The following is a 22,547-nucleotide window of genomic DNA, read 5'->3' on the forward strand; positions in this document are numbered from 1 at the left end:
AGACGGATAGAATTAAAAAATGTTGCAGTATGTAACCTATTAATTTTTTCAGGAAACTTCATCTAACTATACCAAATATAAAGATTATAGTCATCCGCTGCATTTTCCTATAAAGATCATACTACGAAACCCGGTCCCAGGAACAGCGGGCGTCTTTATGGAATCTTCGTTCGCGTCTCAATATGCCCGTTCTTGATCCTCATCTGGATTTCGCCATGAAGATTGGTTTGATAGATGATGGATTGAAAACGTTCCAACCGGCCGACCACGTCCGGATGAGGGTGACCGTACATATTGTTGACGCCGGCAGAAATTACCGCAGCCGTCGGCTTCCATGCATTCAGCCATGGCGCGGATGTGGATGTCTTGCTTCCGTGATGGGCCACCTTCATGACGTCGATCCGGTCTTCGACAGCTGGGTCATCTTGGGATTGCCCCTCCAGGTGCTGCAGTATTTTCCGTTCGGCTGCTTGATCCGTATCCCCCGTAAATAAAACCCGGCTGCCGTTCATCTGAAGGACAAATACTAGTGAAGCATGATTTTGCTCCTTAATCAACGGTAATGCTTTGATGACTTCTCCACTTTCTGGGAAAAGAGGGGATAAAAATCGGATCTCCGTGTGACCGTCAAGTTTCCATTCGGATTCGGCTCCTGCCCGATATACGGGAATGCGCTGTTCAACCGCGGATAACATTAGCTTCCGGAAGGAAGCGGATTCGGTCAAGGTCCCGTTAAACACGACGGATTTCACGGGGATTTCCTGCAAAACAGCCAGGAGTCCCCCTATGTGGTCCTGATCCCCGTGGGTCATGATGACGGCTTCAAGCTGGTGCACGCCCCGTTTTTTCAACAAAGGCACCACCACTTTCGCTCCTACCTCGTACGGAGCTTTCCTTTCCTTCCAGGCATCCTTCTCCTTGCGAAAATTCACCGTCCCGCCACCGTCAATGAGAACATGCTTGCCCGAAGGCGTTGTGACCAATATCGAATCTCCCTGTCCCACATCCAGGAATTGCACCAGTCCCGCCCCTTGCGTAGACGGCGACTGATAGCCGCTGTACAGCAGAACAATCAAAATCCCGGTCAGCAGGGCTATCGCAGCTCCCGGGGCATACCGTTCGATATGATGACTGGCACGAAGGAAGCCTCTCCATCGCAAAGCACCGGCCAATCGACCCACGATCGGCAGCGTGTCCACGCCGGACAAGTCTGCTCTACCGCCCCATGGCGGGCGTCCGTCCAATGGCTCCGTATCATTCGAACCGTTCTGCCCGCCCTCGGGATTCTTGAATCTCTTGTTCAGGATGGACAGCAAAGCATACAGGACAACGAAATAACACAGTATCCAGGCTAACGACGGGGACGGCCACAATGTCATAAAAACCGAGGAACCATTCATCCATTCAACGATCTGGAACGTGATATGGTTTAACCATTCGGTCACGGCGGCCAGCCAGCCCGCCCCGCGCATCCATACCCATCCCATCAACAGAGACACCATGCCTAAAGGCAGAACGACCAGGCTAATGACCGGAACGAGGATCAGATTGGCGAAAACGGAAATAAGCGAGACCTGGTTGAAGTAATAGATGGTGAGCGGAAAGGAAATCAGCTGCGCCACGACCGTTATGCCGACGGTTCCCCCCAGCCAGCGGGGCAAGAATGCCAGCAGCGGCATCAGCTTGGGCACGAATATCATCAAACCCGCCGTCACGATGAAGGACAGCTGAAAGCTGACGTTCACGAGAAAATACGGATTCCACACCAGCATGGCAAGCGCGGCCACGCTGAGGATATGCAGCCCATCCTTCAAAAGCCGCCGCCGCGCTGCATACAAACCGATCATTCCCATGATGCCCGCGCGCACGATGGAAGGACTCGCCCCGGTCAGCAGGACATATACGGGAATCAGCCACATCACCACAGTCAGCGAGGCCTCCCTCGTCATTCGAAGGGTTGTGCATACGAATAGCAGGCATCCTACAACCACGGCCACATGCATGCCCGATATCGCAAGAATATGAGTCAATCCCAAACGCGAGAACTCCATGAATGTATCGGGATCCAAGTCATCCTGATTGCCAATGACGAGTCCCTTCATATACCCCGCATGGATGCCGCCGTACAATTGATCCAGCTTGCTTCCAAGCTTGTCGCGAAGGGCATCATTCCATCTGAGAACATGGCTTAATTTCCAGCTGTCTGGCGGTTCGATCACCGCTTGGTCCGAGCCCTTCACTTTGACGATCCAATGAATCTTCTGAGTACGCAAATACTGAAGGTAATCAAACCCGCCAAAATTTCGGGCCACTCCAGGCCTCTGCATTTCCCCGCTCAGCTGTATGCGGTCCCCGCGCTGCCATTGGTTCACAATCTCCAGCTCCGTTTTATTCAGCAGTTTTACTTGGACCATAACGATATCGTCTGTATTCAGCATCATGCTGTCATTCGGATCGGCTTGTTTTTGCACAACCGGGTGATTGGATTGGATCAGATCAGCCCGCTGCAAGGTTACCTGGAAATCAGCCCGGTCGCCATCCACCTCGACAGGAGAAGAAATCACCCCGAACGCAGTAACAGGAATGGGTTCAGTCGACTCTTCCGCTGCAAGGACCGACTCGAAATCACTTACATTCGCCGCATCATGCCATTCCCAGTACGAGCCCGATACGCACAATGAGAATAGCATGCAGATCGTAAACAGGCGCCCTGCGCCCACCCACTGGCATACAGCTAATAATAGAAGAATTAGCCCGACCGCAATCACGGCGAGCTTCCATCCGTCATACAGGCATGCAGCACCGCTGCCGACCACCCATAACACGGTAAACACAAGTAATGGCCTTCGTTTCATCATTGAATGTATCCCCTTCTTGACGAAATAAAAAAAAGAACCCTTGCCTGCAAATCGCAGTCAAAGGTTCTTCCTCCATAACTTCCTATTCCTATCATTCGCATCGTCAATGCATGATCTATTCCGCTACCGTCATCAAGGTTTCGCGCGGCGGCTCGTATGCTTCAAGCTGCCGAAACGAAATCCCCTTCTGTTCCATCATGCGGGACACCTTGCCGGAGTCCTTGGGATAAGGACGATGGAACACAACCTCGACAATGCCGCTGTTGGCAAGCATGTTCGCACAGGTCCAGCAAGGCTCGTCTGTCACGTACACCGTACTGCCCTCCCTGTCGATCCGGTCCGTGAACAGCAGCAGATTCTGCTCGGCATGAATCGTACGGATGCAGCGCTGCTTCTTCACCATGCTTTCCTTGCCGTCCTGCACGACCAATTCATAATCCTCCGCGATCATACAACCAGCTTCCGAGCAATCCGGCACCCCCATCGGCGCGCCGTTATAAGCCGTCCCGAGCAGCTTCTTGCCCTGCACCAGCACCGCTCCCACATGACGCCGAGGGCATTGAGAACGGGTAGATACCATAAAGGCAATATCCATGAAATAAGTATCCCAATCTTTACGTTGATCTGCACTCATCATCTGTCACCTGTTCCTTGTCAATATCTCCTTTATTGTAGCACATAGCTAAAGTCCTACGTAAGGCTTCATCTTCTCCAGCATTTTGGGCCCGATGCCCTTTACGTTCATCAAGTCGGCCTGAGTTCGAAACGGGCCGAACTGATTCCGGTAATCGATAATCGCCTTGGCCTTGGCCTCGCCAATGCCGGGCAGCTCCATCAGCGTGGCTGCATCCGCCGTATTCACATTGATCAATCCGGACGGATCCGGAATGGACGGCGGCAGCGCTGGAGGTTCATTGGCAGAGACCGGTTGACCGACAGCCTCCGGCGGGGATGAAGCCGGCGAGACGGCTGCCTGATCAGAAGCTGAAGATGGTGAGGCTTCCGCTCCTTGGCCGTTCCCGGCCGCAGCAGCCGAGTCCAGACTTGGCACCGGTTCCTTCGCGTTCGTAGCCGGCTCGCCTTGTCCACCCTGAGCGGTCTTTGCAGCATCAGCAGAATCCCTTCGAGCGTCAGCAGGGGCTGCAGCCCCTCCCGCATCCTTATCCCGGGAATCGGAAGCAAGCGCCTTCGCACCGGCGCTCTCCTCCATGGTCATGACTTGCTCCAGCTGTTCGTTTAACGGCTGCCAGCCCTCGATCCCCTGTTCCGTACCGCCGGCAAACAAGATGAGTCCGCAGCCCGCAAGCGTTGCGGCAAGACTCCAACCTAAAGATATCCGTTTCATCCAAGACCTCTCCTTAACTTCAAAGTTCAATTCGTACAAACTCTGGAATAATCTTCGGCTTCCCCACCGGAATCGCATGAAAAACCGTCATGAATCGGCATCTTCCCCGCATACATTAGACGTAAGGACGGTACATTTCTGCCGTAAAGCGCGAAAGGAGGGAACATACACATGAAGGTCGGTTTTATCGGTACGGGCAGCATGGGTAGTCTGTTGATCGATGCCTTCATTCAATCGGGCGCACTCCTGCCTGAGCAGATTCGGGTCAGCAACCGAAGCCCAGAAAAGCCGCTGCAGTTGGCAAAACGTCATCCCGGTCTGACGGTATGCAGCAGTAACACGGAGACGGCTTCTCAAAGCGACCTGCTATTTTTATGTATCAAGCCGTTGGAATTCAAAGCGGTCATCGGCGAAATCAAGGATCGGCTCGAAACCCGGCAAATCGCCATATCCATCACAAGTCCGGTCCAACTGATCCATCTGGAATCATCGCTGCCCTGCAAGGTAGCGAAAATCATACCGAGCATCACTAACATCACCGGAGGCGGAGCATCGTTATGCGTGTATGGTTCCCGAATAAAAGAAGAAGACAGGCAGCTTATAGAAAGCCTCCTGTCTTATATCAGCAGGCCGCTCAAGATACTGGAATCGCACACGCGAATCACTTCCGATTTCTCCAGCTGCGGGCCTGCTTTTTTAAGTTTATTCATGGAAAAATGGATCGACGCTGCCGTTGAAATGACCGGAATCGACCGCAGGTCCCTCAATGCACTAGCCGGCGAAATGCTGCTTGGCACCGGCAAGCTGCTAACGGAGGAGGGCTTCTCCCCCGAAGAGCTGCAAAAGCGGGTGGCGGTTCCCGGAGGCATCACGGCCCAGGCTCTGGCACTGCTGGAATCGAACCTGAACGGGTTGTTCTACCAATTGATCCAAACCACACACGACAAGTATGAGGAGGATTTGGCCAAACTGGATGCTGCCTTCGGTTTTACGATTAACCGGCCACGATATTGACCAGTTTACCCGGTACGGCAATGATTTTGCGAATACTCTTGCCTTCCAGCGCCTGCTTGACATTTGGAAGGGAGAGGCTATGTTGTTGCATGGCTTCTTGGTCCATGTCTTTCGCGATTTTGGCGCGTTCCACGATTTTGCCGTTGACTTGCACCACGATCTCGACTTCTGCCTCTACGGTCCAAGCCTCGTCAAACTCAGGCCATGGCACGTAAGTTACGCTCTCCGTGTAGCCTAAACGGCTCCACAGCTCTTCAGCCAGGTGAGGGGCAAGCGGGGAAAGCAGTTGGACGAAGTTCTCCATCGCCTTGCGAGGAAGCACTTCGCTCTTGTACCCCTCGTTGATGAATATCATCAACTGGCTGATCGCTGTGTTAAAGCGCAGATGCTCAAAGTCGTCGGTCACTTTCTTAATCGTTTTGTGCAGCGTGCGTTTGAATTCGTCCGTACCCTCGCCATCCACGATTTTAGGATTCAATTGACCGTCGTCTCCGATGAACAGACGCCATACGCGGGAAAGGAAGCGGTGCGTTCCTTCAACGCCGTTGGTGTTCCATGGCTTCGTCGCTTCCAGCGGCCCCATGAACATTTCGTATACGCGCAGCGTGTCAGCGCCATACTCGTTCACGATATCGTCCGGATTGATGACGTTGCCGCGGGATTTACTCATTTTCTCATTGTTGTTCCCCAGGATCATGCCCTGATTGACCAGCTTCTGGAAAGGCTCCTTCGTATCGACGACGCCCAGGTCATACAATACTTTGTGCCAGAAGCGCGCATACAGCAAGTGCAGCACAGCATGCTCCACGCCGCCGATGTACAGGTCAACCGGCAGCCATTCCTTCTGTTTCTCCTTGGAGCACAGTTCGTTATGGTTATCCGGATCGATGTAACGCAGGTAGTACCAGCAGCTGCCGGCCCATTGCGGCATCGTATTGGTTTCGCGGCGGGCTTTCATGCCCGTTTCGGGATCAACCGTCTCCACCCACTCCGTCACGTTGGCCAGCGGCGATTCGCCGGTTCCGGACGGTTTAATCTGGTCTACATCCGGCAGAAGCAATGGAAGCTGATCTTCCGGCACGGTCTTCATCGTTCCGTCTTCCAGATGCAGAATCGGAATCGGCTCGCCCCAATAGCGTTGACGGCTGAACAGCCAGTCGCGCAGACGGTAGGTTACCTTCTTCTTGCCCTTGCCCTCTTTCTCCAGCCATTCATTCATCGCCTGGATAGCCTCTTCATTATCCAGCCCGTTCAGGAAGCCGGAATTCACGTGCGCGCCGGTGCCGGTATATGCTTCCTCCTCGACGTTTCCGCCTTGAACGACTTCAATGATCGGAAGACCGAATTGCTTCGCAAACTCCCAGTCCCGGCTGTCATGTCCCGGAACCGCCATAATGGCACCGGTGCCGTAGCCGGCAAGCACGTAATCCGCGATCCAGATCGGTACCTTGGCGCCGTTTACCGGATTGACGGCATACGCGCCCGTGAATACGCCGGTTTTATCCTTGGCCAGATCCGTCCGCTCCAGGTCGCTTTTACGTGCTGCCTGATCCTGATAAGCCTTCACCGCTTCGCGCTGATCGGCTGTCGCAATTTTGTCCACGAGGTCATGCTCCGGTGCCAGGACGCAGTAGCTTGCCCCGAACAGCGTATCCGGACGAGTGGTGAACACCTCCAGATGACCATCATACCCTTCGATGTCAAAACGGACCTCGGCGCCCGTGGATTTGCCGATCCAGTTGCGCTGCATATCCTTCAAGCTTTCGCTCCAGTCCAGCTCGTCCAGATCCTCCAGCAGGCGATCCGCATATTCGGTAATGCGCAGGATCCATTGGCGCATCGGCTTGCGTACGACCGGATGGCCTCCGCGTTCGCTCCTGCCGTCGATGACCTCCTCGTTCGCCAGCACGGTGCCGAGCGCTTCGCACCAGTTCACCGGAACCTCGGCCACATAGGCCAAGCCGCGTTTGTAGAGCTGGATAAAGATCCACTGCGTCCATTTGTAATATTCCGGATCGGTGGTGCTGATCTCGCGGTCCCAGTCATACGAGAACCCGAGGGATTTGATCTGGCGGCGGAACGTATCGATATTCTGCACGGTGAACTCCCGAGGATGTTTGCCCGTGTCCATCGCATACTGCTCTGCCGGCAGGCCGAAGGCGTCCCATCCCATCGGATGAAGCACGTTGTATCCGCGCATCCGCTTGTAGCGGGACACGATGTCCGTTGCCGTGTATCCCTCCGGGTGACCTACGTGCAGGCCTGCGCCCGATGGGTACGGAAACATATCCAGCGCGTAAAATTTCGGTTTGGACGAGGAATCTTCCGTTTTAAAGGTTTTGTTCTCATCCCAGTATTGCTGCCACTTCGGTTCGATGGCCTGCGGCTGGTAGCCGTGGCCGGTTGGTTGATTGTCCGTCATACTTCATTGCTCCTCCTTCACAGTCGAGAGGCAAGGCCTGCGCCATTGCCCAAAAAAACAAAAAAACCTCATCATCCATAGCGTTGATCGCTAGGGACGAGAGGTTTGATTCCCGTGGTACCACCCTAGTTAGCCAAAGGCATGCTTTGCCTTTCGCTCCCTTTGCATCCTTATCGCGGATAAGACGACGATGCTTCATCGGCCGATTCTGCCGGAATACAGCCCTCCGACGGCCGGGTTAACACCATTGCTCCGAGGCGAGTTCATCCCTATCGTCAACCGGTTTTCACCAGACACCGGCTCTCTGCATGATCGAAATTGGAACGATTGATCCTCATCATCGCGTTCATATTACCGTTTTAATGTGGCTATTATACCCAAAAAGCGCGGTCAAGTCAACGAAAGCTCTTCTCCGCTTCTGCGGTAATGTTCCGGCGTGGTCCCGACCATGGCCTTGAACATCCGGCTGAAATGGGCCAAATGCTTGAAACCGGACGCCTGGCTGATCTCCGTTATGCTCAGATGGGGGTGGAGCCTAAGCATGATTTTGGCCTGGTTGATCCGCCGGTGATACACATATTTGAACACCGTCGTTCCGGTCACTTCCTTGAATAAGGAGGATAAGTAGTGTTTCGTGATATGCATGTCGCGGGCGATTCCCTCCAGCGTCAAATCCAGCATATAATTTTCCTCGACAAACGAGACGACATGCTGGACATGCCGCTCCTTCTCCGAGATCGAGTCGTGATCCTGCACGGCGGCCTGGCACCAATCGGCGATGACGTACATCATCTCCTGGATTCGAAGGGTCATCCGCTCCTGGCGAAAGCCGGCCGTGGAGGACGACAGGCGGTGTATATCGGCCAGCATCCCTTCGAATTCTTCCCGGTTCTCCCCCGTCAGCGTCATGCGATGATTCCGCAGCGTTTCGAAGGGGTCCAGCAATATCGATTTGGCCGTCTCCGAAAGCCCCCTGCAGACCCAGGCCGGATCAAAATGCAAAATGCTCCTGACATATCTGGAATCGGGTTCAACGTTCGGACAGTGCAGCGTAAGCCCGTTCATCAGGAGCAGATCCCCCGGTTTCAGGGTGAACACGGAATCGCCGATCAAATACGTGCAGCGTCCCTCATGGAAATAATAAATTTCATAAAAAGCATGCGAGTGAAACCGCCCTCCCGACAGCGGCTGTTCATTGTAGTAGGTCAGATCGAACGGCGCTTGAAGCTGCATGCGGTCAAAGCCTGGCATCATATCGACAGATGAGGTCATTTAGAGAATCGCCCCTTTAGCGATTTTGGAGTCGTCTAACCCCCAACCCTCAACGTAACGGGGTTTTCTCTATTATAAATGATTTTAGGGAATACGCACGGCTTCATTTTGGGCAATCACGCACAATTCTCCGGCCTTGAAGGCATGCTCCTGGGACATGGCATGTTCCGTGCGTTCCAGGCAGTCCAGGATAAGCTCCCCGAAAAACGGATAGCCCACTTTCCCCTGGAGTTCCATATGAAACTCTCCTTCACCGTTAACCAAGTACAGATGATCCCCCTGCGGATGCCTTGCGATATCGATGTATTTGCGAAGCTCGATGTATCCTTCCGTTCCCAGAATAAAGGTTCTGCCATCTCCCCAAGTGCCAAGTCCTCCGGGCGTCAGCCAATCGACGCGGAAATAATTGGTGGCTCCATTGTCTCCCACCAGCGTTGCATCTCCGAAATCCTCCAGCTCGGGGTATTCCGGATTCGCATAATTGCCCACCTTGCTGCTGAGCACCTTGGCATCGCGGCATCCCGCATAAAACAAAAATTGTTCGATCTGGTGGGAGCCGATGTCACACAGGATGCCCCCGTACTGTTGATGACGGAAAAACCAGTCCGGGCGGGAGGACGCATTCAAACGGTGCGGTCCGGTTCCCATCACTTGCACCACTCGCCCGATCGCCCCGTCCTGAATCAGATTCCCGGCATGGACGGCACTCTCCACATGCAGCCGTTCACTGTAATAGACCATGTATTTCTTGCCCGTCTCCGCGGCTTTCGCGCGTGCAGCGTTCACCTGCTCCAGCGTGGTGAACGGCGTTTTATCCGTGAAATAATCCTTGCCGTGCGACATGACCTTCAGGCCAAGCTCGCATCTCTCCGAAGGAATGGCGGCAGCCGCCACCAGATGAACTTCGGTATCTTCCAGCACCTGGGCCTCGGAGGAAGCCACGGCAACCTCCGGGTATGCCTTGCAAAAAGCAGCAACCTTGGCGGGGTCTGAGTCATACACCCACTTCAGCGTCGCCCCGGCCTCAATCAAGCCGTTGCACATGCCGTATATATGGCCATGCTCCAGCGACATGGCTGCAAAAATAAATTCTCCGGGCTTGCACACCGGCTGGGCCTTGCCCACCGGCGCATAGAGCATTCCATTGCTGCGGTCCATACCAAGAGCCTCCCCGATTGTAATTTAATAAGCGCCAAACGTCTTGCTCATATCCACCGGCCCGATCTCCTTGACCGTTTTCCGGGTGGACGAATTCGCTATCCGTTCTTGCAGCATCTCGTAATACAGATCTTCGTCCAACGGCAGGTCGACCCAATTGTCGGTCCAGGTGGACAAATGCATGGCATTGGACAGGGTCAATCCGTGGATTCCCTCTTCGCCCGGCGCAATCAATGGCGTTCCGTGCAAAATGGCGTCCGCAAAGTTCTGGATGATGCCGTTATGCTGCGGATTGTCCCCCGAAATCGGCACCTCGCATTTCCAGCATTCCGGTTCGCCGAAGCCCCCGGTATACTGCTGATTGAACTCCGGTTCAGGCACCCGGAGACGCCAGAAGGTAAGCTTGCCGTCCTCGATGACGATTTTACCGCGGTCTCCCGTCACTTCATACCGATTCGTGCCCGGCGCTTCCCCCGTTGTCGTAATGAAGACGGCCGTGGCGCCGTTCTCGTATTCCGCATAAGCCGTCACATCGTCTTCCACTTCAATGTTCCGGTACTTGCCGAACGAACAAAATGCGCGGATTCTTTTCGGCATCATGCCGGTTGTCCACTGCCACAGATCCAGCTGGTGCGGAGATTGGTTAATCAGGACGCCTCCGCCTTCTCCCGCCCAAGTCGCGCGCCATCCGCCTGAATCGTAATAACTCTGTGAGCGGTACCAATTCGTGACGATCCAATTCATTCGCCGCACCTCGCCGAGCTCGCCGGCCGCGATGAGCTCTCTAAGCTTTTTATACAGCGGATTGCAGCGCTGATTGTACATGATCGAGAACACTTTGCCGCTGGCTTCGGCCGCGCGGTTCATTTCCCGCACCTGCTTCGTATACACGCCCGCCGGCTTCTCAATCAGGACGTGGAGTCCTTGGTTCAGGCACGCGATGGCCACTTGAGGATGGGCATAATGGGGCGTTGCGATAATCACCGCATCGATCTCTCCCGAAGAGATCATAGCGTCCGTGTCACTCCAAATTTTCACGTCCGAAGGGAGCGTAGCCCTCGCTTCTTCCTGCTTGGCCGGGTTGAGGTCGCATATGGCGCTAAGCCGCGCCCCCGCAATCCGCCCCGCGGCAAGCGATTTGGCATGCGAAAAACCCATCCCCAGTCCGATAACCCCTACTCTTACCTGTTCCATATCTATCGCCTCCTTCATAAGTGTCCTATACGCTTTGTTTATGGTCTGCCCACATGTTCATCTGCTCGGCAAAACGAAGCAGCATCTCCCTGGATTCAAACGTCCCGCTAAAATCCTCGATTCCGTAGTAACCTTCATAGCCGACCGACTGCAAATCCTGTATGACCTGCTTCCATGGGACGGCCCCTTGGTCAAGCGAGACCCATTCTCCGGACCAGGATGCCGAGCTTCCATCCTTCGAAGGCGTTTTTCGATATCCCCCGTTCTTCACATGGACATGAGCCAGGTAGGGACCGAGAAGCTCCAAGCCCATCCGGTAGTTCTCGTAACCTTCATGGACCATGTTGCCCGGATCATACAGCACGCCGATATGCTGCGGATTGAAGTGGGATACGAGCCGGTGCGTCAGTCCGGCGCTCGGAGTGATCGTAAGATGATGGGTTTCCACCACGGCTTTAACCCCGTAAGCGGCAGCGAGATCCTGCACCTCATGGAGGTAACGGACCGCCTGGTCGTACAGCTCGTTGTAATTGCGCGTTCGGTCATATCCCGGAATCCCAACGCGAATGAAAGAGGCTCCGATCAGCTTGGCCGCTTGCATGACCTTCTCCGTTGCTTCCACGTCGCCGCAGGTCAGATAAGGAACGACCGCAAGACTGCGCCGGCCATGCTTGTCGGCTGCTTGCTTAAATCTGAGCCAATCTTCCTGCGTGCCGTTTGGATCAATGGAGCAGCGGTTATGCCGCCAGAAGGAAGGCTTCTCTCCGGCAGCCTCTTCCGGAATCTCCTTGAAGCGCCACTCGATCCCTTCGATACCGGCATCCGCCGCCGCTTGGGCCAATTCCTCCGGCAGTAAATCAGGGGTGGCGACCGTAAATACGGACAGTTTCATAATCATTCATCCTCTCTCGACCAAATTTATTAGCTTATGCATCATTTGACCAACGTTGAACTCATATGATGTCATTCAGTGCGTTCCGGATGGTTAAAAGCCTCCCGAAAGATAGCGCTCTCATATCTGATGATCCTATCTATCCCCCATCGTAGCACAGTACCGAAAGCAAACCCATATCCCTTCCCATGAACCTTAACCACAGTCAAATAAAGCCGAAAAGAAATGTCTTTGAATATAATGCAGCTCCCGTTGATACAAGCACAGTGTCCATCGACGTGTTTCCCTTGAGAACAGACCGCGATGAGCCGTCGCATCCATAGCGATTTTCGAAGAGGCCCGGACTCGAAGTTTAGGCACTCTTATATAACCAAAAAAGGCACCTCCTCCGTCCTGAATAGACGAAGAAGCGTGCCTTCTCATAGGGTATTCGTTTATTTTACGGCAACGTAGAACAGCCTGGATGCATCCTGACCCGCTTCCGTCCACTCAAAATCGGCATAGCATTTCACGTCCCGGAATCCGGCCTTAATCAGCTCAACCTTCATCCATTCCGGGTCGTATCCCCGCTGGACATGCGTTTCTTCAAAGCGGCGGTAGATCGTTCGGTCTTGGTCATCCCGTGCAAAAATGGAGAGATGGTGTTCAATCTCCATCCTGCGTTCGTCCAGGTCGCATGTCCATATATAGGACACTTCCCGTTCATCCAGAACAAATGGCTGCTCTTCGTCGTATCGCAGCAGCGTATTGGGGTGATGCACGTCAAACAGGAACGTGCCGCCTTCCTTGAGACCGTTGTAGGTCCTTGCAAAAGCGGAGCGGATGTCCTTCTCCTCCAGCAGGTAGTTCACACAATCACAAAATGAAATGACGGAATCCACCTGCTCGGGCAGCTCCCAGGAACGCATGTCCTGCTGCACCCAGCGGACGCTCCCTTCCCGGAACAAGCGATGTCCCTGAGGCGTGCCCTCCAGCTTGCGCCTGGCAACCGACAGCATATCCGCTGACAGGTCAATCCCCGTTACTTCAAAACCGGAGTTGACGAGCGGTATGGTGATGCTGCCTGTCCCGCATCCGAGCTCGACGACGCTTTTTGGCATTCCGTGCTTCTCCCAGGCGGTTCTCGCAAAGCGGATCCAGTCCGGGTACGGCATGTCTTCCATGAGTTGATCATATACGTAAGCAAACTTGCGGTAAGACAACATGATGACACCACTTTCTTAGAAGCTTCCCCTGCGTTGCCGGGTTATTCGTTTGAACCGGAGTTCTCCTCTTTTTTGACCATATACGTCCAGCTGTCCTTCTGCGTAACCTGGCCTTCCTTCATCAGCTTGCCAAGGGCGCGTTTAAAGGCTGATTTGCTGATGCCGAAACGCTGCTTGATGATGTCGGGCGGCGTTTCATCCGAATACGGCATCGCATGGCCGGGACGCTCCTTCAGAAAAGCCAGCAGCCGGTCTGCATCATCGGTCCGTCCGATCTCTTTTTGCGGAACCATGGACAGATTGACCCTGCCATCCTCCCGGATATGGCTGACCCGAACCTTTACCTCTTCGCCAAGACGCAGCATCCGCGTCCGTTCCGAGGAATGGATCATGCCGATCGCGCCGAAGCCGACCACGCCGCCGTCGATGATGACAAACGTGCCCATCTGGAGCGGTTTATACACCAGGGCAGTAAACCATTGGCCTTTCCACGAATCCGGCGCATGGAACGCAAGCGGAGCTAGCTCTTGTTCCCCGGCGAGTTTCGCTCGCAGCCGGCCTTGCTTATCATGCTCCATGATCACAAACACGTGGTCTCCCACTTGCGGGTGAAGCTCCCGCAGCTCCGGCAATTCCCGGATCGGAAGCAGCAGCTGCCTGCCAAGTCCCATCTCAAGGAAACAGCCGAGGCGCGGATGGACGTCGGCCACTTCAAGCTTCGCCGTTTCGCCCAGCGTTAGGAACGGCTTCTTCATCGTTGCGGCTAGGCGGTCTTCCGTATCGAAGAATATAAAGACCTCTATCGTATCCCCCGGCTCGATTTTACCCGTAAGCTCCGAATAGTGAAGAAGCACATCCCGATCTCCGCCATCCAGAAAATAACCGTAAGGGGACACTTCCCTGGATACAACGAGTTTCGTTAATGTGCCGGCAATCAGACTCATACGTTCTCCACCACTTTGGCGTCCGACCACAAACGCTCGATGTTGTAGTATTCCCGCTCATCGCGGTGAAAAATATGAACGATCACGTCTCCAAGGTCCATCAGCACCCAACGGGCAGCATCCATTCCTTCCAGTCCGCGCAATGCCACGCCCTCGTCGTGAGCCCGTTTGCGGACCTCGGTTGCGATCGCTTGAACCTGGGTATCCGAGTTACCGTGGCAAATGACAAAATAGTCGGCGATCAGGGAAATCCCTCTGAGATCCAGGACCACGATATCCATCGCTTTTTTATCTTCAGCGGCAGCTACTGCCACATTTAACAATTCATTCGGTTTCAACGTCATGAATTCGCCTCCAATTGCTTAATTAGATCGTTGCGGGCAAGCACCGTCAACGGAAAAATGATTTGTCTGCGCGAGAGCAGATATCCAATCGTCGAATCAAAACCGGCTGCAAGCGCCTCTTCAAGGCTATGGTTGGCCAGTTCGCGAATATTATTCACGCCGGGGAAATCCCGCCCCGGTTCCATATAATCCGCCAGGCAGACCACCTTGTCAAGGAGCGTCATGCCGATGCGCCCCGACGTATGGTACCGAATGGCGTCAAGCACTTCGGCATCCGTTACGCCATATTCGTGTTCCGCTACGAATGCCCCGACTTCAGCATGCCAAAGCTGTTTGTCGTAATGGAGCAGCTCGTCGGAGAGCTTATGCTCCACCATCATCTGATGAAGCTTCTGCACGGGCCAGTATTTAGCCACGTCATGCAGGATGGCGGCCAAGTCCGCCTTAACCGGGTCGGCTCCGAACCTGCCGGCAAGGATGACCGCGGTTTCCATGACGCCTTTGGTATGCTCCCAGCGCTTGGCCGGCATCTGGGAGGATACGGCTTCTATGAGCTCATCACGGCTGTAGTCCATAAATACCGCTCCTAACAATATAATCGTATACTCGGTCCGGCACCATATAACGGATGGACGAACCTGATGCCGCCCGGCTCCGAATGATGGTGGAGGAGATTTCGATCAGCGGCATCTCGGCCGTGACAACCGCCTTTTGCAGAAAATCAGGCAGATCATCCACCGATAGTTCGGTTCCGGGACGGTTAAGCCCGATAAAAGTCAGCATTTCCGCCAGTTCGCCGATCCGGTTCCACTTGGGAAGATACGCAACCATATCCGCACCGATAATGAAGTAGAAGTCATGCTCGGGGTACGCATCGCGCAGCTCTCTGACCGTATCTACCGTGTAGGAGACGCCGCCGCGTTTCACTTCCCAATCCAACGTGCGAAAAGACGGATGACCGGCTATGGCTTCAGCGGTCATCTCCAGCCTCATCAGGCCCGTTACGCCGGCATCTTCCTTATGCGGCGGGATGTGGCTTGGCATAAACCACACCTCTTCCAGATCGTAAGCGTCCCGCGCGCATTCGGCTGCGAGCATATGCCCGATATGAATGGGATCGAAGGTTCCGCCCATTATCCCCACCTTCATCCGGGTTCACCTCCCCTAATTAGAGAGTTATTAATATCCGCTAAGCTGGAGCCGTCCGGCCCCCCTACGGCAGTTCGATGGTTTTGTGGTCTTTCGATTCTTTATAAAGCACGATCGTTTTGCCGATCACCTGCACCAGCTCGGCTCCGGCTCCTTCAGCAAGCTCCTGGGCGATTTCGCGCGGGTCTTCAAGACAGTTGTTGAGCACGGATACCTTCATGAGTTCCCGCTTCTCGATCGCCTCGGAAATGTGACGGATCAGATGCTCGTTGCTGCCTCCCTTGCCTACCTGGAACAGCGGATCCAGATGATGGGCGAGCGAGCGTAAATGTCGTTTTTGCTTTCCTGTTAACATGCTTGGTCATTACTCCTTAAACATTCAATTATTAAATCCTGGCGCTTGTCGAAAGCTATATTGTAGCTTTTGCATAAGCATTAATCAATAAACAAAGATATTAAGACTCGGATTGGAAGCTGGTCAGAACGGCTTCCTTCATGGCCTGCACGGGTGCCGTCAGACCCGTCCAATATTCGAATGCATAGGCACCTTGATTAATGAACATTCCAAGCCCGCCGTGTATGGTGCATCGCCGAAGCTCCCCTTGCCGCAGCAGCTCGGTCTTCAACGGATTGTAGATCAAATCGCTGACAACGGTCCCTTCACGTATGGACTCCGACGGAATGGGAAGCTCCGAAACCCGGGGAAACATGCCCACCGAGGTCGTGTTAATGATTACATCGGCATCCGACAACGCCTCTCCGGCCTGTTCCTCTCCGTACCCTCTCAAGTCCGCAAGCGAGCTCCACTCCTCGGCAAGCGCCAATGCTTTGGCGGACGTCCGGTTTACAATGGATATCTTCTCGGGCCCTTCGCCGATGAGGGCATAGATGATGCCTCTTGCGGCACCGCCCGCACCAATGACAACGATGCGCTTTCCCTTCAGGTCGGGACAGGCTTCATCCTTTAATGAACGAACATATCCGATGCCGTCCGTATTGTAACCCGTCAATTTGCCGTTGTCATTGACGATGGTGTTCACGGCACCGATGCGCTGCGCCCCTTCATCGACGACGTCCAAATACTTCATGACTTCCACCTTGTGCGGGATTGTTACGTTCACCCCTCGAAATCCCAGTGCTTTGACGGCCTGGATGGCGTCGCCCAGGCCCTGCGGACGAATATGAAGGGGGACGTACGCTCCTGACAAACCTAGGGCGTTGATCGCCGCATCATGCATGGCCGGCGATTTCGAGTGGCCGATCGGATCCCCCATTACGCCAAGGAGCAAATAATCACGCTCGTTCATTGGATTCACTTTCATTTCTCCTCCGCCTCTCCCATGATAGCCGGACGGTTACCATTGGGATATATCACTTATATCAGGGATGGACGCGACAAGACTTTGATACCTTTAGGTACATGAACCGCTACAAGCGCTCCCTGCTCACCGTTGATCTTGATCCAGCCGAGTCCCGAGATAAACACGTCTTGGCGCGCACCCTTAGGAATACGAATTTCGTGTCTCGTCCATTCCGGAAGCTCTTCAAGCCGTTCCTTGGTCGGCGGGGACAGCAGCTCCCCGGCATGCTCCGCAAATAGCGAATCCGCCCGTTCCAGCTTGGTCCGATGAATGCCGAGCCGGCCGCTGATGAAGCAAGTAAAGGATTGATGCTCCCCTTGCAGAAAATCAAAGCGGCCGAAACCTCCGAAGAAGAGGGTCTGCCCTTCGTTCAGCTGGTATACCATCGGCTTCAGCGGATTCTCCGGCATGACCGTCCCCAAATCCTCACGGCTCACGAGCTCGCTGTAGCGCCATGGGTACACAATGCCGGGCGTATCAATAATATACCGGCCGTCATCCAGCGGAATATTGACCATATCGAGCGTCGTTCCGGGATAACGGGAAACGGTCAGCTCCTGGTCCAGATCGCTGTAGTCGCGGATCAGGCGATTGATCAAGCTGGATTTCCCCACGTTCGTGGCGCCGACCACATAGACATCCCGGTCGCCCCTGTAATGCGCAACCGTCTCCAGCAGCCGCTCAAAGCCTTGGTTCTTCTTCGCGCTGCAGAGCACGATGTCTTCCGTTCTCAGACCATGCTCCTTGCACTGCTTCTGCACCCAATTCAGAACCTTGTTCCAATTGGTCACCTTCGGCAGAAGATCGGTTTTGTTAACCGCCAGAATCACCGGATTGTTGCCGACAAACCGCTGCAGCCCTGAAATCAGGCTTCCTTCAAAATCGAAAAGATCCACGATGTGAATGACCAGCGCATTCTTGCCGCCGATCTGTCCGAGCAGCCGTAAAAATTCATCCTGGTCTACGGCGACCGAAGAAGCCTCGTTGTAATTCTTGATACGGAAACAGCGCTGGCAAATCACCGGGTCGCGGTCCCAAGCCTTCTCCGGCAAATAGCCCGGCTTGTCCTGCGCAGCGCTCTGAAGCTGTATGCCGCAGCCGCTGCACTTCTTGATGTCATCTCCGCCTGTAGGCAACGTCATGATTTCGGTTCCTCCTCCATCCATAATCCTTTTTTGCGCAAACGGGTCAAGGCGATGCGTTCCACCCGACGATTGACGAGGCGGGTAAACCATCCTTCATCGTTGATGGCGATGGGCATAACCAGAACCGTATACAAGCCGAGCCGATTCCCGCCGTATACGTCGGTCAGCATCTGGTCGCCGACAACAACCGTTTTCTCCGGAGTGAGCTCCATCATGTTCATCGCTTTGCGAAACGGAGTATTGCTTGGCTTTCGGGCTTCATGCACATACTGGATGTCCAGCGGCGTCGCGAATTTAGATACGCGCTCGAGCTGATTATTCGAGACGATGATGAGTTGGAAACCGATCTCCTTCACTCTTTTGAACCAAACGACCAATTCCGGCGTGGCAAGCGGCGCCTTGGCCCCAACAAGGGTATTGTCCAAATCGGTAATGATTCCACGATACCCCTGCTCATATAATTCCTCCAGGTTAATATCAAAAACCGTGTTGACACGGAGCTTTGGGATTAACATTTCAAACAAATTCGTCACCTCAATTTCATACGAAAAACTATACCATATTCCGGTTCCTTAGTAAAAATAATCACGGCCGGCGCCTTCCTTCTTTCCGGATTGCAATCTTTACCAGCAAAAGACCACCCGGCAGCCGTCGAAGCGGACCGGGCGGTCTTGAAATGACCGATATCAGAACGTATTCATATCAAGCTATCCTGATATCGCAAGAACAACCACTTGTGACGCGGTCTGTCTTCTTGGATTACGTTGATAGACGTTTGTCCGGCACAATGCGGACCTTCTTGATGGACTTCTTCAGCTTCTCGGCATCCTGTTGGACCGAGCGCCACTGCTCTTCCTCCACTTCCGCAGGGCTGTAACGGGCAGCCTCGAACTGCTGCAGCAGCGGTCTCAGCTCTGCTTCCAGTTCAGGATGCGCAAATGCCCAGCGGCGAACCGATTCACGGAGCGTTTCATGTTCTTGCCTTACCAACCCCTTGCGCTGCACGGAACGGATCCAGCGTTCCGTCTCGGCAATCACCTTATCCGCTGCCGTCAGCGGCTTGCCTGCCCGAATCCGTGCCCCGGCGAAGCGCAGGCTGATGCGCATTCTCCACATGATATACAGAATCCACAGCACGATGACAACCACCGCTGCCGTTACTATGACTTTAACCCATCCGGATGATGGATTATCAGAAGTCGGGGCAGGAGCTGCCTCGTCCTCGGCCTTCTCTTCCTCTTCGACTTCCTCCTCGATGACGGGCTCAGCCTCGGTGTCTGCCGTCAGAATCGGCATGCTGAATCCCGGAGTCGCTTCGATCGGAACCCAGCCGTACTCGCCGAAGTATACTTCAACCCAGGAATGGGCGTCAGCGTTCGTAACGGTATAGTTATCAGGCTCGATCGAGGTTTGACCGTCGACCGGAACGTATTCCGTAGCCGTCATCCTGCCGGGGGCGTAGCCCTTGACCCAGCGAGCAGGGATATCCAGCGACCGAGTCATCATCACCATGGACGTGGAGAAGTAATCGCAATACCCTTCCATGATTTCGAACAAAAAGGCATCTACGAAATCGTCGCTCTTTTTGAGCGAAAGGTCGGGGGTGTTGGTATAGGTATAGTTGCTCGTTAAATATTGTTGCAAAAGCATAACCTTCTCATACGGCGTGTCTCCGTCCGCCGTAATTTCTTCGGCCAGATCCGATACGCGGTCCGGGAAATTTCTCGGCATCTGGACGTAGGCTTCGTCGAACGAGCCGGAATACAGCTCATCATAAGTTCTGGCGCTCAGCTCATCGATCGGGATGACGGGAACTTCCGACGTTAAGGTATAACTCTTCGGATAGTCCGCATCGCGAACGTCGTCCAAATGCATCTCCGCGCCTTCGGTCACCCAGCTGAGCCGGTCCGGATCGATGTCCTCATCCAGGCTTTCCAGCTGACGAACGCTGTAGGCCCCGAACAAGACCGGATACACCGTGTCGCTCAGCATCGTTACCGATTGTTCCAGCTTTTTGGTAGGTACGGATGTGCCGGCTTCTCCCGGCAAGGCGTCGCCGATGTCGACTCCCGTCCCGGATCGACCGCTGCTGGCTCCGTCAGCCCAGCCCGTGCCCGAGTACACGGCTCTGGTTTCGCCGCGCCAATAGCTGCGTTCTTCCGAGGTGATCGACATCACCGGCGAATAATCAAAATTAAAACCGCCGCCAAGATCGTTATCCTCTCTTCCGTAACCGGACATGCTTTCGGACGCCGACTCGATAAGGGTTCCGGTCCCCGATGTGCCGACGCCGGATAACGGTACCCCGTTCCACTCTCTCCATGCCGTATAAGGATCGGTCAGTGTCGGCTTCACGTGGGGCATGTTCACGCCGGCCACGATAATCAATGAGAAAATGACCAGAATATTGGCGATAATCTTAAACGGATACTTCGACAGATTGACCCATCCTTGAGGAAAGCGTCTGCGGAACCGGTTGAAGTGGCTGGATACGAGCCAGCCCATTCCGGCCCCGACGACCCAAGCAATCTCGTCCCACAGCACGATTTTCGTGAAGGAATCCAAAATGGCAAAACTAATGACGTGGATCCCGACTACAAGAAGGACGCGTCCCTTGGTTTTGGCCCAGCGGGCAAGAAAGAGGAACATGGCCCAAGCAGCGATAGCAAACCATAAATAAGGAAAGAGATACAGGAGTTCTTCGGTCAGGAAACTTTCCGCTCCGAAGACAGGAACCGGATTGCCGGAAGTTTTCAGCAAACTGTATACGCAATACAGGATCAATAGAAACTGGAGAACCACTCGGTAACCCTGCTTGATCGGCAGCAGCGCTTCGGTAACCGCCGTAATCGTTAGAGCCGCGATAACGATGGCGGTCGTTTCCGACAGCCATATCGTTTCCGTGAAGGATACCCACTGCATCCCCATGATCCAGATCCACAGCATCGTTAACGTGCTGAAGAAGGTCGTCGATAGTTTGTCCAGCCATAACTTCATCATGCACCACCTCCAAGCGCAGCCGGAAGCTCATCGAGGGAAGCAACCGAATAACTTGAGATCCCCCGGGATTGCAGGAGCGAAATCGATTCATCGCGTTTTGCTGTTTCTTTGGAAGGAGCGATTTGCAAGAAGCAAGGGTTCATCCCTCTGGTCTCCACCCAGCGCATGATCTCAGAAGCCTCTTTGCCGCTCATCGGGCTGATCAGCAGGAACAAGGCTCCTTTGGGAAAATGGCGATAGGATTTCTCAAGGGACGCAATCAGCTTGCTCTTCCGGTTATAATCCACGTCAACCAAATGCTGAATCATGCGCATCCGTTCCCCGGCGTGATCGGCCGGAGCGAACATTTGGGTTTCCTGGGCAGCCGTGAACAGCCCCGTCCCCGCATGCTCCTTGGCCCCGTATTCGATCAGCGAAGCGGCTGCCGATACGGCAAGCTCGAATTGCTGGGCATTGTCGTATCCGTCGGCGGCGCAATCCAGAACGATCATCGTTCTGGGGAAGGACTCATGCTCGAATTCCTTCGATTTCCACGAGCCGGTCTTCGCCGTTGCATTCCAGTGAATCCGGGAGATCCGGTCGCCATATACATAATCGCGGACGCCGTTAATTTGCGTGGTTTCCCGTCTTGAAGCCGACACCGTGGTTTGCGTCCCGCCCAATCTGGAGTTCCTAATGTTCCGCTGCCACTTTGGAATATAAATGGTTCTCGGCAGAACGCGGAAATCCGTTTGAACCTCGATGCGTCCCTTATGCTCCATCAATCCGAAGATATCTTCGCTTATGCATTCCGTCTTGGAAAAAACATATCGCCCGCGTTCGAGCGGAGGAGTCTGGAATACAAGCTTGCCTGCCCCCCGGAGGTTCGGAATGACGCTGTCTTCAAAGGACCAGGAGTCTCCGTTATGCCTCTGCAGCACTTCGCGCACGATCATATAGGGCATCGGCAGCAGCCCCGGGACATGGACCTCGAGCTTAACGCGCACCTGCTCGCCGGCATGAAGCTGTTCTCCACCGCGCTCCGTTCCCCCAAGGACGACCCGGTGCGCTTTGACGCGATTGACCCCGCCAAAACCAGCGCCGATCAGATAGACCGTCAGAAGGCTGACCATGGAGAAGAGCATGAGCGAGGTTTTCCCTCCCTGGAATAAAACATACAAAAGACATAGGCACCATACCGCCAATACCGCTGCCAGTCTGGACGGCTGCATGCCATTCAAAAATAACGAAACCGCGCGGCGCAT

At 54.3% G+C, this 22,547-nt stretch carries 20 protein-coding genes and 1 other annotated feature; of the genes, 1 reads left to right on the top strand and 19 read right to left on the bottom strand.

Annotation, left to right across the window (positions count from 1 at the left end; genetic code table 11):
• Positions 1 to 155: 155 nt before the first annotated feature.
• The 3 genes from JNUCC32_RS16745 to JNUCC32_RS16755 all read right to left on the bottom strand — a co-directional run bounded on the left by JNUCC32_RS16745 (position 156) and on the right by JNUCC32_RS16755 (position 4,203).
• Complete coding sequence (locus JNUCC32_RS16745; RefSeq protein WP_228468768.1) at positions 156 to 2,858, bottom strand: ComEC/Rec2 family competence protein; 2,703 nt, start codon at positions 2,856 to 2,858, stop codon at positions 156 to 158.
• A gap of 115 nt (positions 2,859 to 2,973) precedes the next feature.
• The gene (locus JNUCC32_RS16750) at positions 2,974 to 3,492 is read right to left on the bottom strand and encodes a deoxycytidylate deaminase (RefSeq protein ID WP_009590851.1); all 519 of its coding nucleotides are present in this window, start codon (positions 3,490 to 3,492) and stop codon (positions 2,974 to 2,976) included.
• 48 nt (positions 3,493 to 3,540) lie between these two features.
• Positions 3,541 to 4,203 carry a ComEA family DNA-binding protein gene (locus tag JNUCC32_RS16755; RefSeq protein ID WP_192569245.1) on the bottom strand — a complete coding sequence of 221 codons (663 nt, stop codon included), beginning with the start codon at positions 4,201 to 4,203 and terminating at the stop codon, positions 3,541 to 3,543.
• 171 nt (positions 4,204 to 4,374) lie between these two features.
• Here JNUCC32_RS16755 and comER point away from each other — a divergent pair, with 171 nt between their 5' ends.
• Positions 4,375 to 5,217, top strand: coding sequence for a late competence protein ComER (gene comER / locus JNUCC32_RS16760; protein WP_192569246.1), 843 nt, complete (start codon positions 4,375 to 4,377; stop codon positions 5,215 to 5,217).
• Here comER and leuS read toward each other — a convergent pair.
• The 16 genes from leuS to JNUCC32_RS16840 form a co-directional block, all read right to left on the bottom strand.
• Entirely contained in the window at positions 5,198 to 7,639 is a 2,442-nt protein-coding gene (gene leuS / locus JNUCC32_RS16765) for a leucine--tRNA ligase (protein WP_192569247.1), read from the bottom strand. The genes comER and leuS overlap by 20 nt on opposite strands.
• 89 nt (positions 7,640 to 7,728) lie before the next feature.
• Positions 7,729 to 7,989, bottom strand: a binding site (T-box leader).
• A gap of 40 nt (positions 7,990 to 8,029) precedes the next feature.
• Complete coding sequence (locus JNUCC32_RS16770; RefSeq protein ID WP_096773023.1) at positions 8,030 to 8,911, bottom strand: AraC family transcriptional regulator; 882 nt, start codon at positions 8,909 to 8,911, stop codon at positions 8,030 to 8,032.
• 84 nt (positions 8,912 to 8,995) lie between these two features.
• Entirely contained in the window at positions 8,996 to 10,069 is a 1,074-nt protein-coding gene (locus tag JNUCC32_RS16775) for a Gfo/Idh/MocA family protein (protein WP_192569248.1), read from the bottom strand.
• A 24-nt stretch (positions 10,070 to 10,093) separates the two neighbouring features.
• Entirely contained in the window at positions 10,094 to 11,263 is a 1,170-nt protein-coding gene (locus JNUCC32_RS16780) for a Gfo/Idh/MocA family protein (protein ID WP_015734164.1), read from the bottom strand.
• Between the two features lie 25 nt (positions 11,264 to 11,288).
• On the bottom strand, positions 11,289 to 12,155 hold the full coding sequence (locus JNUCC32_RS16785) for a sugar phosphate isomerase/epimerase family protein (protein ID WP_192569249.1): 867 nt from the start codon (positions 12,153 to 12,155) through the stop codon (positions 11,289 to 11,291).
• 434 nt (positions 12,156 to 12,589) lie between these two features.
• Positions 12,590 to 13,360: a class I SAM-dependent DNA methyltransferase gene (locus JNUCC32_RS16790; protein ID WP_009589238.1), complete on the bottom strand. Its 771-nt coding sequence runs from the start codon at positions 13,358 to 13,360 to the stop codon at positions 12,590 to 12,592.
• 41 nt (positions 13,361 to 13,401) lie between these two features.
• The gene (locus JNUCC32_RS16795) at positions 13,402 to 14,304 is read right to left on the bottom strand and encodes a CvfB family protein (RefSeq protein ID WP_096773020.1); all 903 of its coding nucleotides are present in this window, start codon (positions 14,302 to 14,304) and stop codon (positions 13,402 to 13,404) included.
• Complete coding sequence (gene rsfS, locus JNUCC32_RS16800) at positions 14,301 to 14,648, bottom strand: ribosome silencing factor (RefSeq protein WP_009592160.1); 348 nt, start codon at positions 14,646 to 14,648, stop codon at positions 14,301 to 14,303. The genes JNUCC32_RS16795 and rsfS overlap by 4 nt, the downstream gene beginning before the upstream one ends.
• Positions 14,645 to 15,223 carry a bis(5'-nucleosyl)-tetraphosphatase (symmetrical) YqeK gene (yqeK, locus tag JNUCC32_RS16805; RefSeq protein ID WP_015734160.1) on the bottom strand — a complete coding sequence of 193 codons (579 nt, stop codon included), beginning with the start codon at positions 15,221 to 15,223 and terminating at the stop codon, positions 14,645 to 14,647. The genes rsfS and yqeK overlap by 4 nt, the downstream gene beginning before the upstream one ends.
• Positions 15,207 to 15,797 (bottom strand): nicotinate-nucleotide adenylyltransferase, encoded by a 591-nt coding sequence (nadD, locus tag JNUCC32_RS16810; RefSeq protein WP_090911900.1) that lies wholly within the window; start codon positions 15,795 to 15,797, stop codon positions 15,207 to 15,209. Before nadD ends, yqeK begins: the two co-directional genes overlap by 17 nt.
• A gap of 64 nt (positions 15,798 to 15,861) precedes the next feature.
• Entirely contained in the window at positions 15,862 to 16,152 is a 291-nt protein-coding gene (gene yhbY / locus JNUCC32_RS16815; protein ID WP_009592173.1) for a ribosome assembly RNA-binding protein YhbY, read from the bottom strand.
• A 100-nt stretch (positions 16,153 to 16,252) separates the two neighbouring features.
• Positions 16,253 to 17,119 (bottom strand): shikimate dehydrogenase, encoded by an 867-nt coding sequence (locus tag JNUCC32_RS16820; protein ID WP_192569250.1) that lies wholly within the window; start codon positions 17,117 to 17,119, stop codon positions 16,253 to 16,255.
• Between the two features lie 53 nt (positions 17,120 to 17,172).
• Entirely contained in the window at positions 17,173 to 18,300 is a 1,128-nt protein-coding gene (gene yqeH, locus JNUCC32_RS16825; RefSeq protein ID WP_119849350.1) for a ribosome biogenesis GTPase YqeH, read from the bottom strand.
• Positions 18,297 to 18,827 carry a YqeG family HAD IIIA-type phosphatase gene (locus JNUCC32_RS16830; RefSeq protein ID WP_015734156.1) on the bottom strand — a complete coding sequence of 177 codons (531 nt, stop codon included), beginning with the start codon at positions 18,825 to 18,827 and terminating at the stop codon, positions 18,297 to 18,299. The genes yqeH and JNUCC32_RS16830 overlap by 4 nt, the downstream gene beginning before the upstream one ends.
• 235 nt (positions 18,828 to 19,062) lie before the next feature.
• Positions 19,063 to 21,303 (bottom strand): transglutaminase TgpA family protein, encoded by a 2,241-nt coding sequence (locus tag JNUCC32_RS16835; protein WP_192569251.1) that lies wholly within the window; start codon positions 21,301 to 21,303, stop codon positions 19,063 to 19,065.
• Complete coding sequence (locus JNUCC32_RS16840; protein WP_192569252.1) at positions 21,300 to 22,547, bottom strand: DUF58 domain-containing protein; 1,248 nt, start codon at positions 22,545 to 22,547, stop codon at positions 21,300 to 21,302. The genes JNUCC32_RS16835 and JNUCC32_RS16840 overlap by 4 nt, the downstream gene beginning before the upstream one ends.

Source organism: Paenibacillus sp. JNUCC32 (genome assembly GCF_014863545.1).
Classification (GTDB): Bacteria; Bacillota; Bacilli; order Paenibacillales; family Paenibacillaceae; genus Paenibacillus_AQ; species Paenibacillus_AQ lautus_A.

Coding starts and splice junctions, on each gene's coding strand:
- JNUCC32_RS16750 (WP_009590851.1), bottom strand. CDS start 3,492: ATGAGTGCAGATCAACGTAAAGATTGGGATACTTATTTCATGGATATT.
- JNUCC32_RS16755 (WP_192569245.1), bottom strand. CDS start 4,203: ATGAAACGGATATCTTTAGGTTGGAGTCTTGCCGCAACGCTTGCGGGC.
- yhbY (WP_009592173.1), bottom strand. CDS start 16,152: ATGTTAACAGGAAAGCAAAAACGACATTTACGCTCGCTCGCCCATCAT.
- JNUCC32_RS16790 (WP_009589238.1), bottom strand. CDS start 13,360: ATGTTGTCTTACCGCAAGTTTGCTTACGTATATGATCAACTCATGGAA.
- JNUCC32_RS16785 (WP_192569249.1), bottom strand. CDS start 12,155: ATGAAACTGTCCGTATTTACGGTCGCCACCCCTGATTTACTGCCGGAG.
- JNUCC32_RS16840 (WP_192569252.1), bottom strand. CDS start 22,547: ATGCGCCGCGCGGTTTCGTTATTTTTGAATGGCATGCAGCCGTCCAGA.
- JNUCC32_RS16835 (WP_192569251.1), bottom strand. CDS start 21,303: ATGATGAAGTTATGGCTGGACAAACTATCGACGACCTTCTTCAGCACG.
- JNUCC32_RS16775 (WP_192569248.1), bottom strand. CDS start 10,069: ATGGACCGCAGCAATGGAATGCTCTATGCGCCGGTGGGCAAGGCCCAG.
- JNUCC32_RS16795 (WP_096773020.1), bottom strand. CDS start 14,304: ATGAGTCTGATTGCCGGCACATTAACGAAACTCGTTGTATCCAGGGAA.
- nadD (WP_090911900.1), bottom strand. CDS start 15,797: ATGAAGGTGGGGATAATGGGCGGAACCTTCGATCCCATTCATATCGGG.
- yqeK (WP_015734160.1), bottom strand. CDS start 15,223: ATGGACTACAGCCGTGATGAGCTCATAGAAGCCGTATCCTCCCAGATG.
- JNUCC32_RS16770 (WP_096773023.1), bottom strand. CDS start 8,911: ATGACCTCATCTGTCGATATGATGCCAGGCTTTGACCGCATGCAGCTT.
- rsfS (WP_009592160.1), bottom strand. CDS start 14,648: ATGACGTTGAAACCGAATGAATTGTTAAATGTGGCAGTAGCTGCCGCT.
- leuS (WP_192569247.1), bottom strand. CDS start 7,639: ATGACGGACAATCAACCAACCGGCCACGGCTACCAGCCGCAGGCCATC.
- JNUCC32_RS16780 (WP_015734164.1), bottom strand. CDS start 11,263: ATGGAACAGGTAAGAGTAGGGGTTATCGGACTGGGGATGGGTTTTTCG.
- yqeH (WP_119849350.1), bottom strand. CDS start 18,300: ATGACGTTGCCTACAGGCGGAGATGACATCAAGAAGTGCAGCGGCTGC.
- JNUCC32_RS16820 (WP_192569250.1), bottom strand. CDS start 17,119: ATGAAAGTGAATCCAATGAACGAGCGTGATTATTTGCTCCTTGGCGTA.
- comER (WP_192569246.1), top strand. CDS start 4,375: ATGAAGGTCGGTTTTATCGGTACGGGCAGCATGGGTAGTCTGTTGATC.
- JNUCC32_RS16745 (WP_228468768.1), bottom strand. CDS start 2,858: ATGATGAAACGAAGGCCATTACTTGTGTTTACCGTGTTATGGGTGGTC.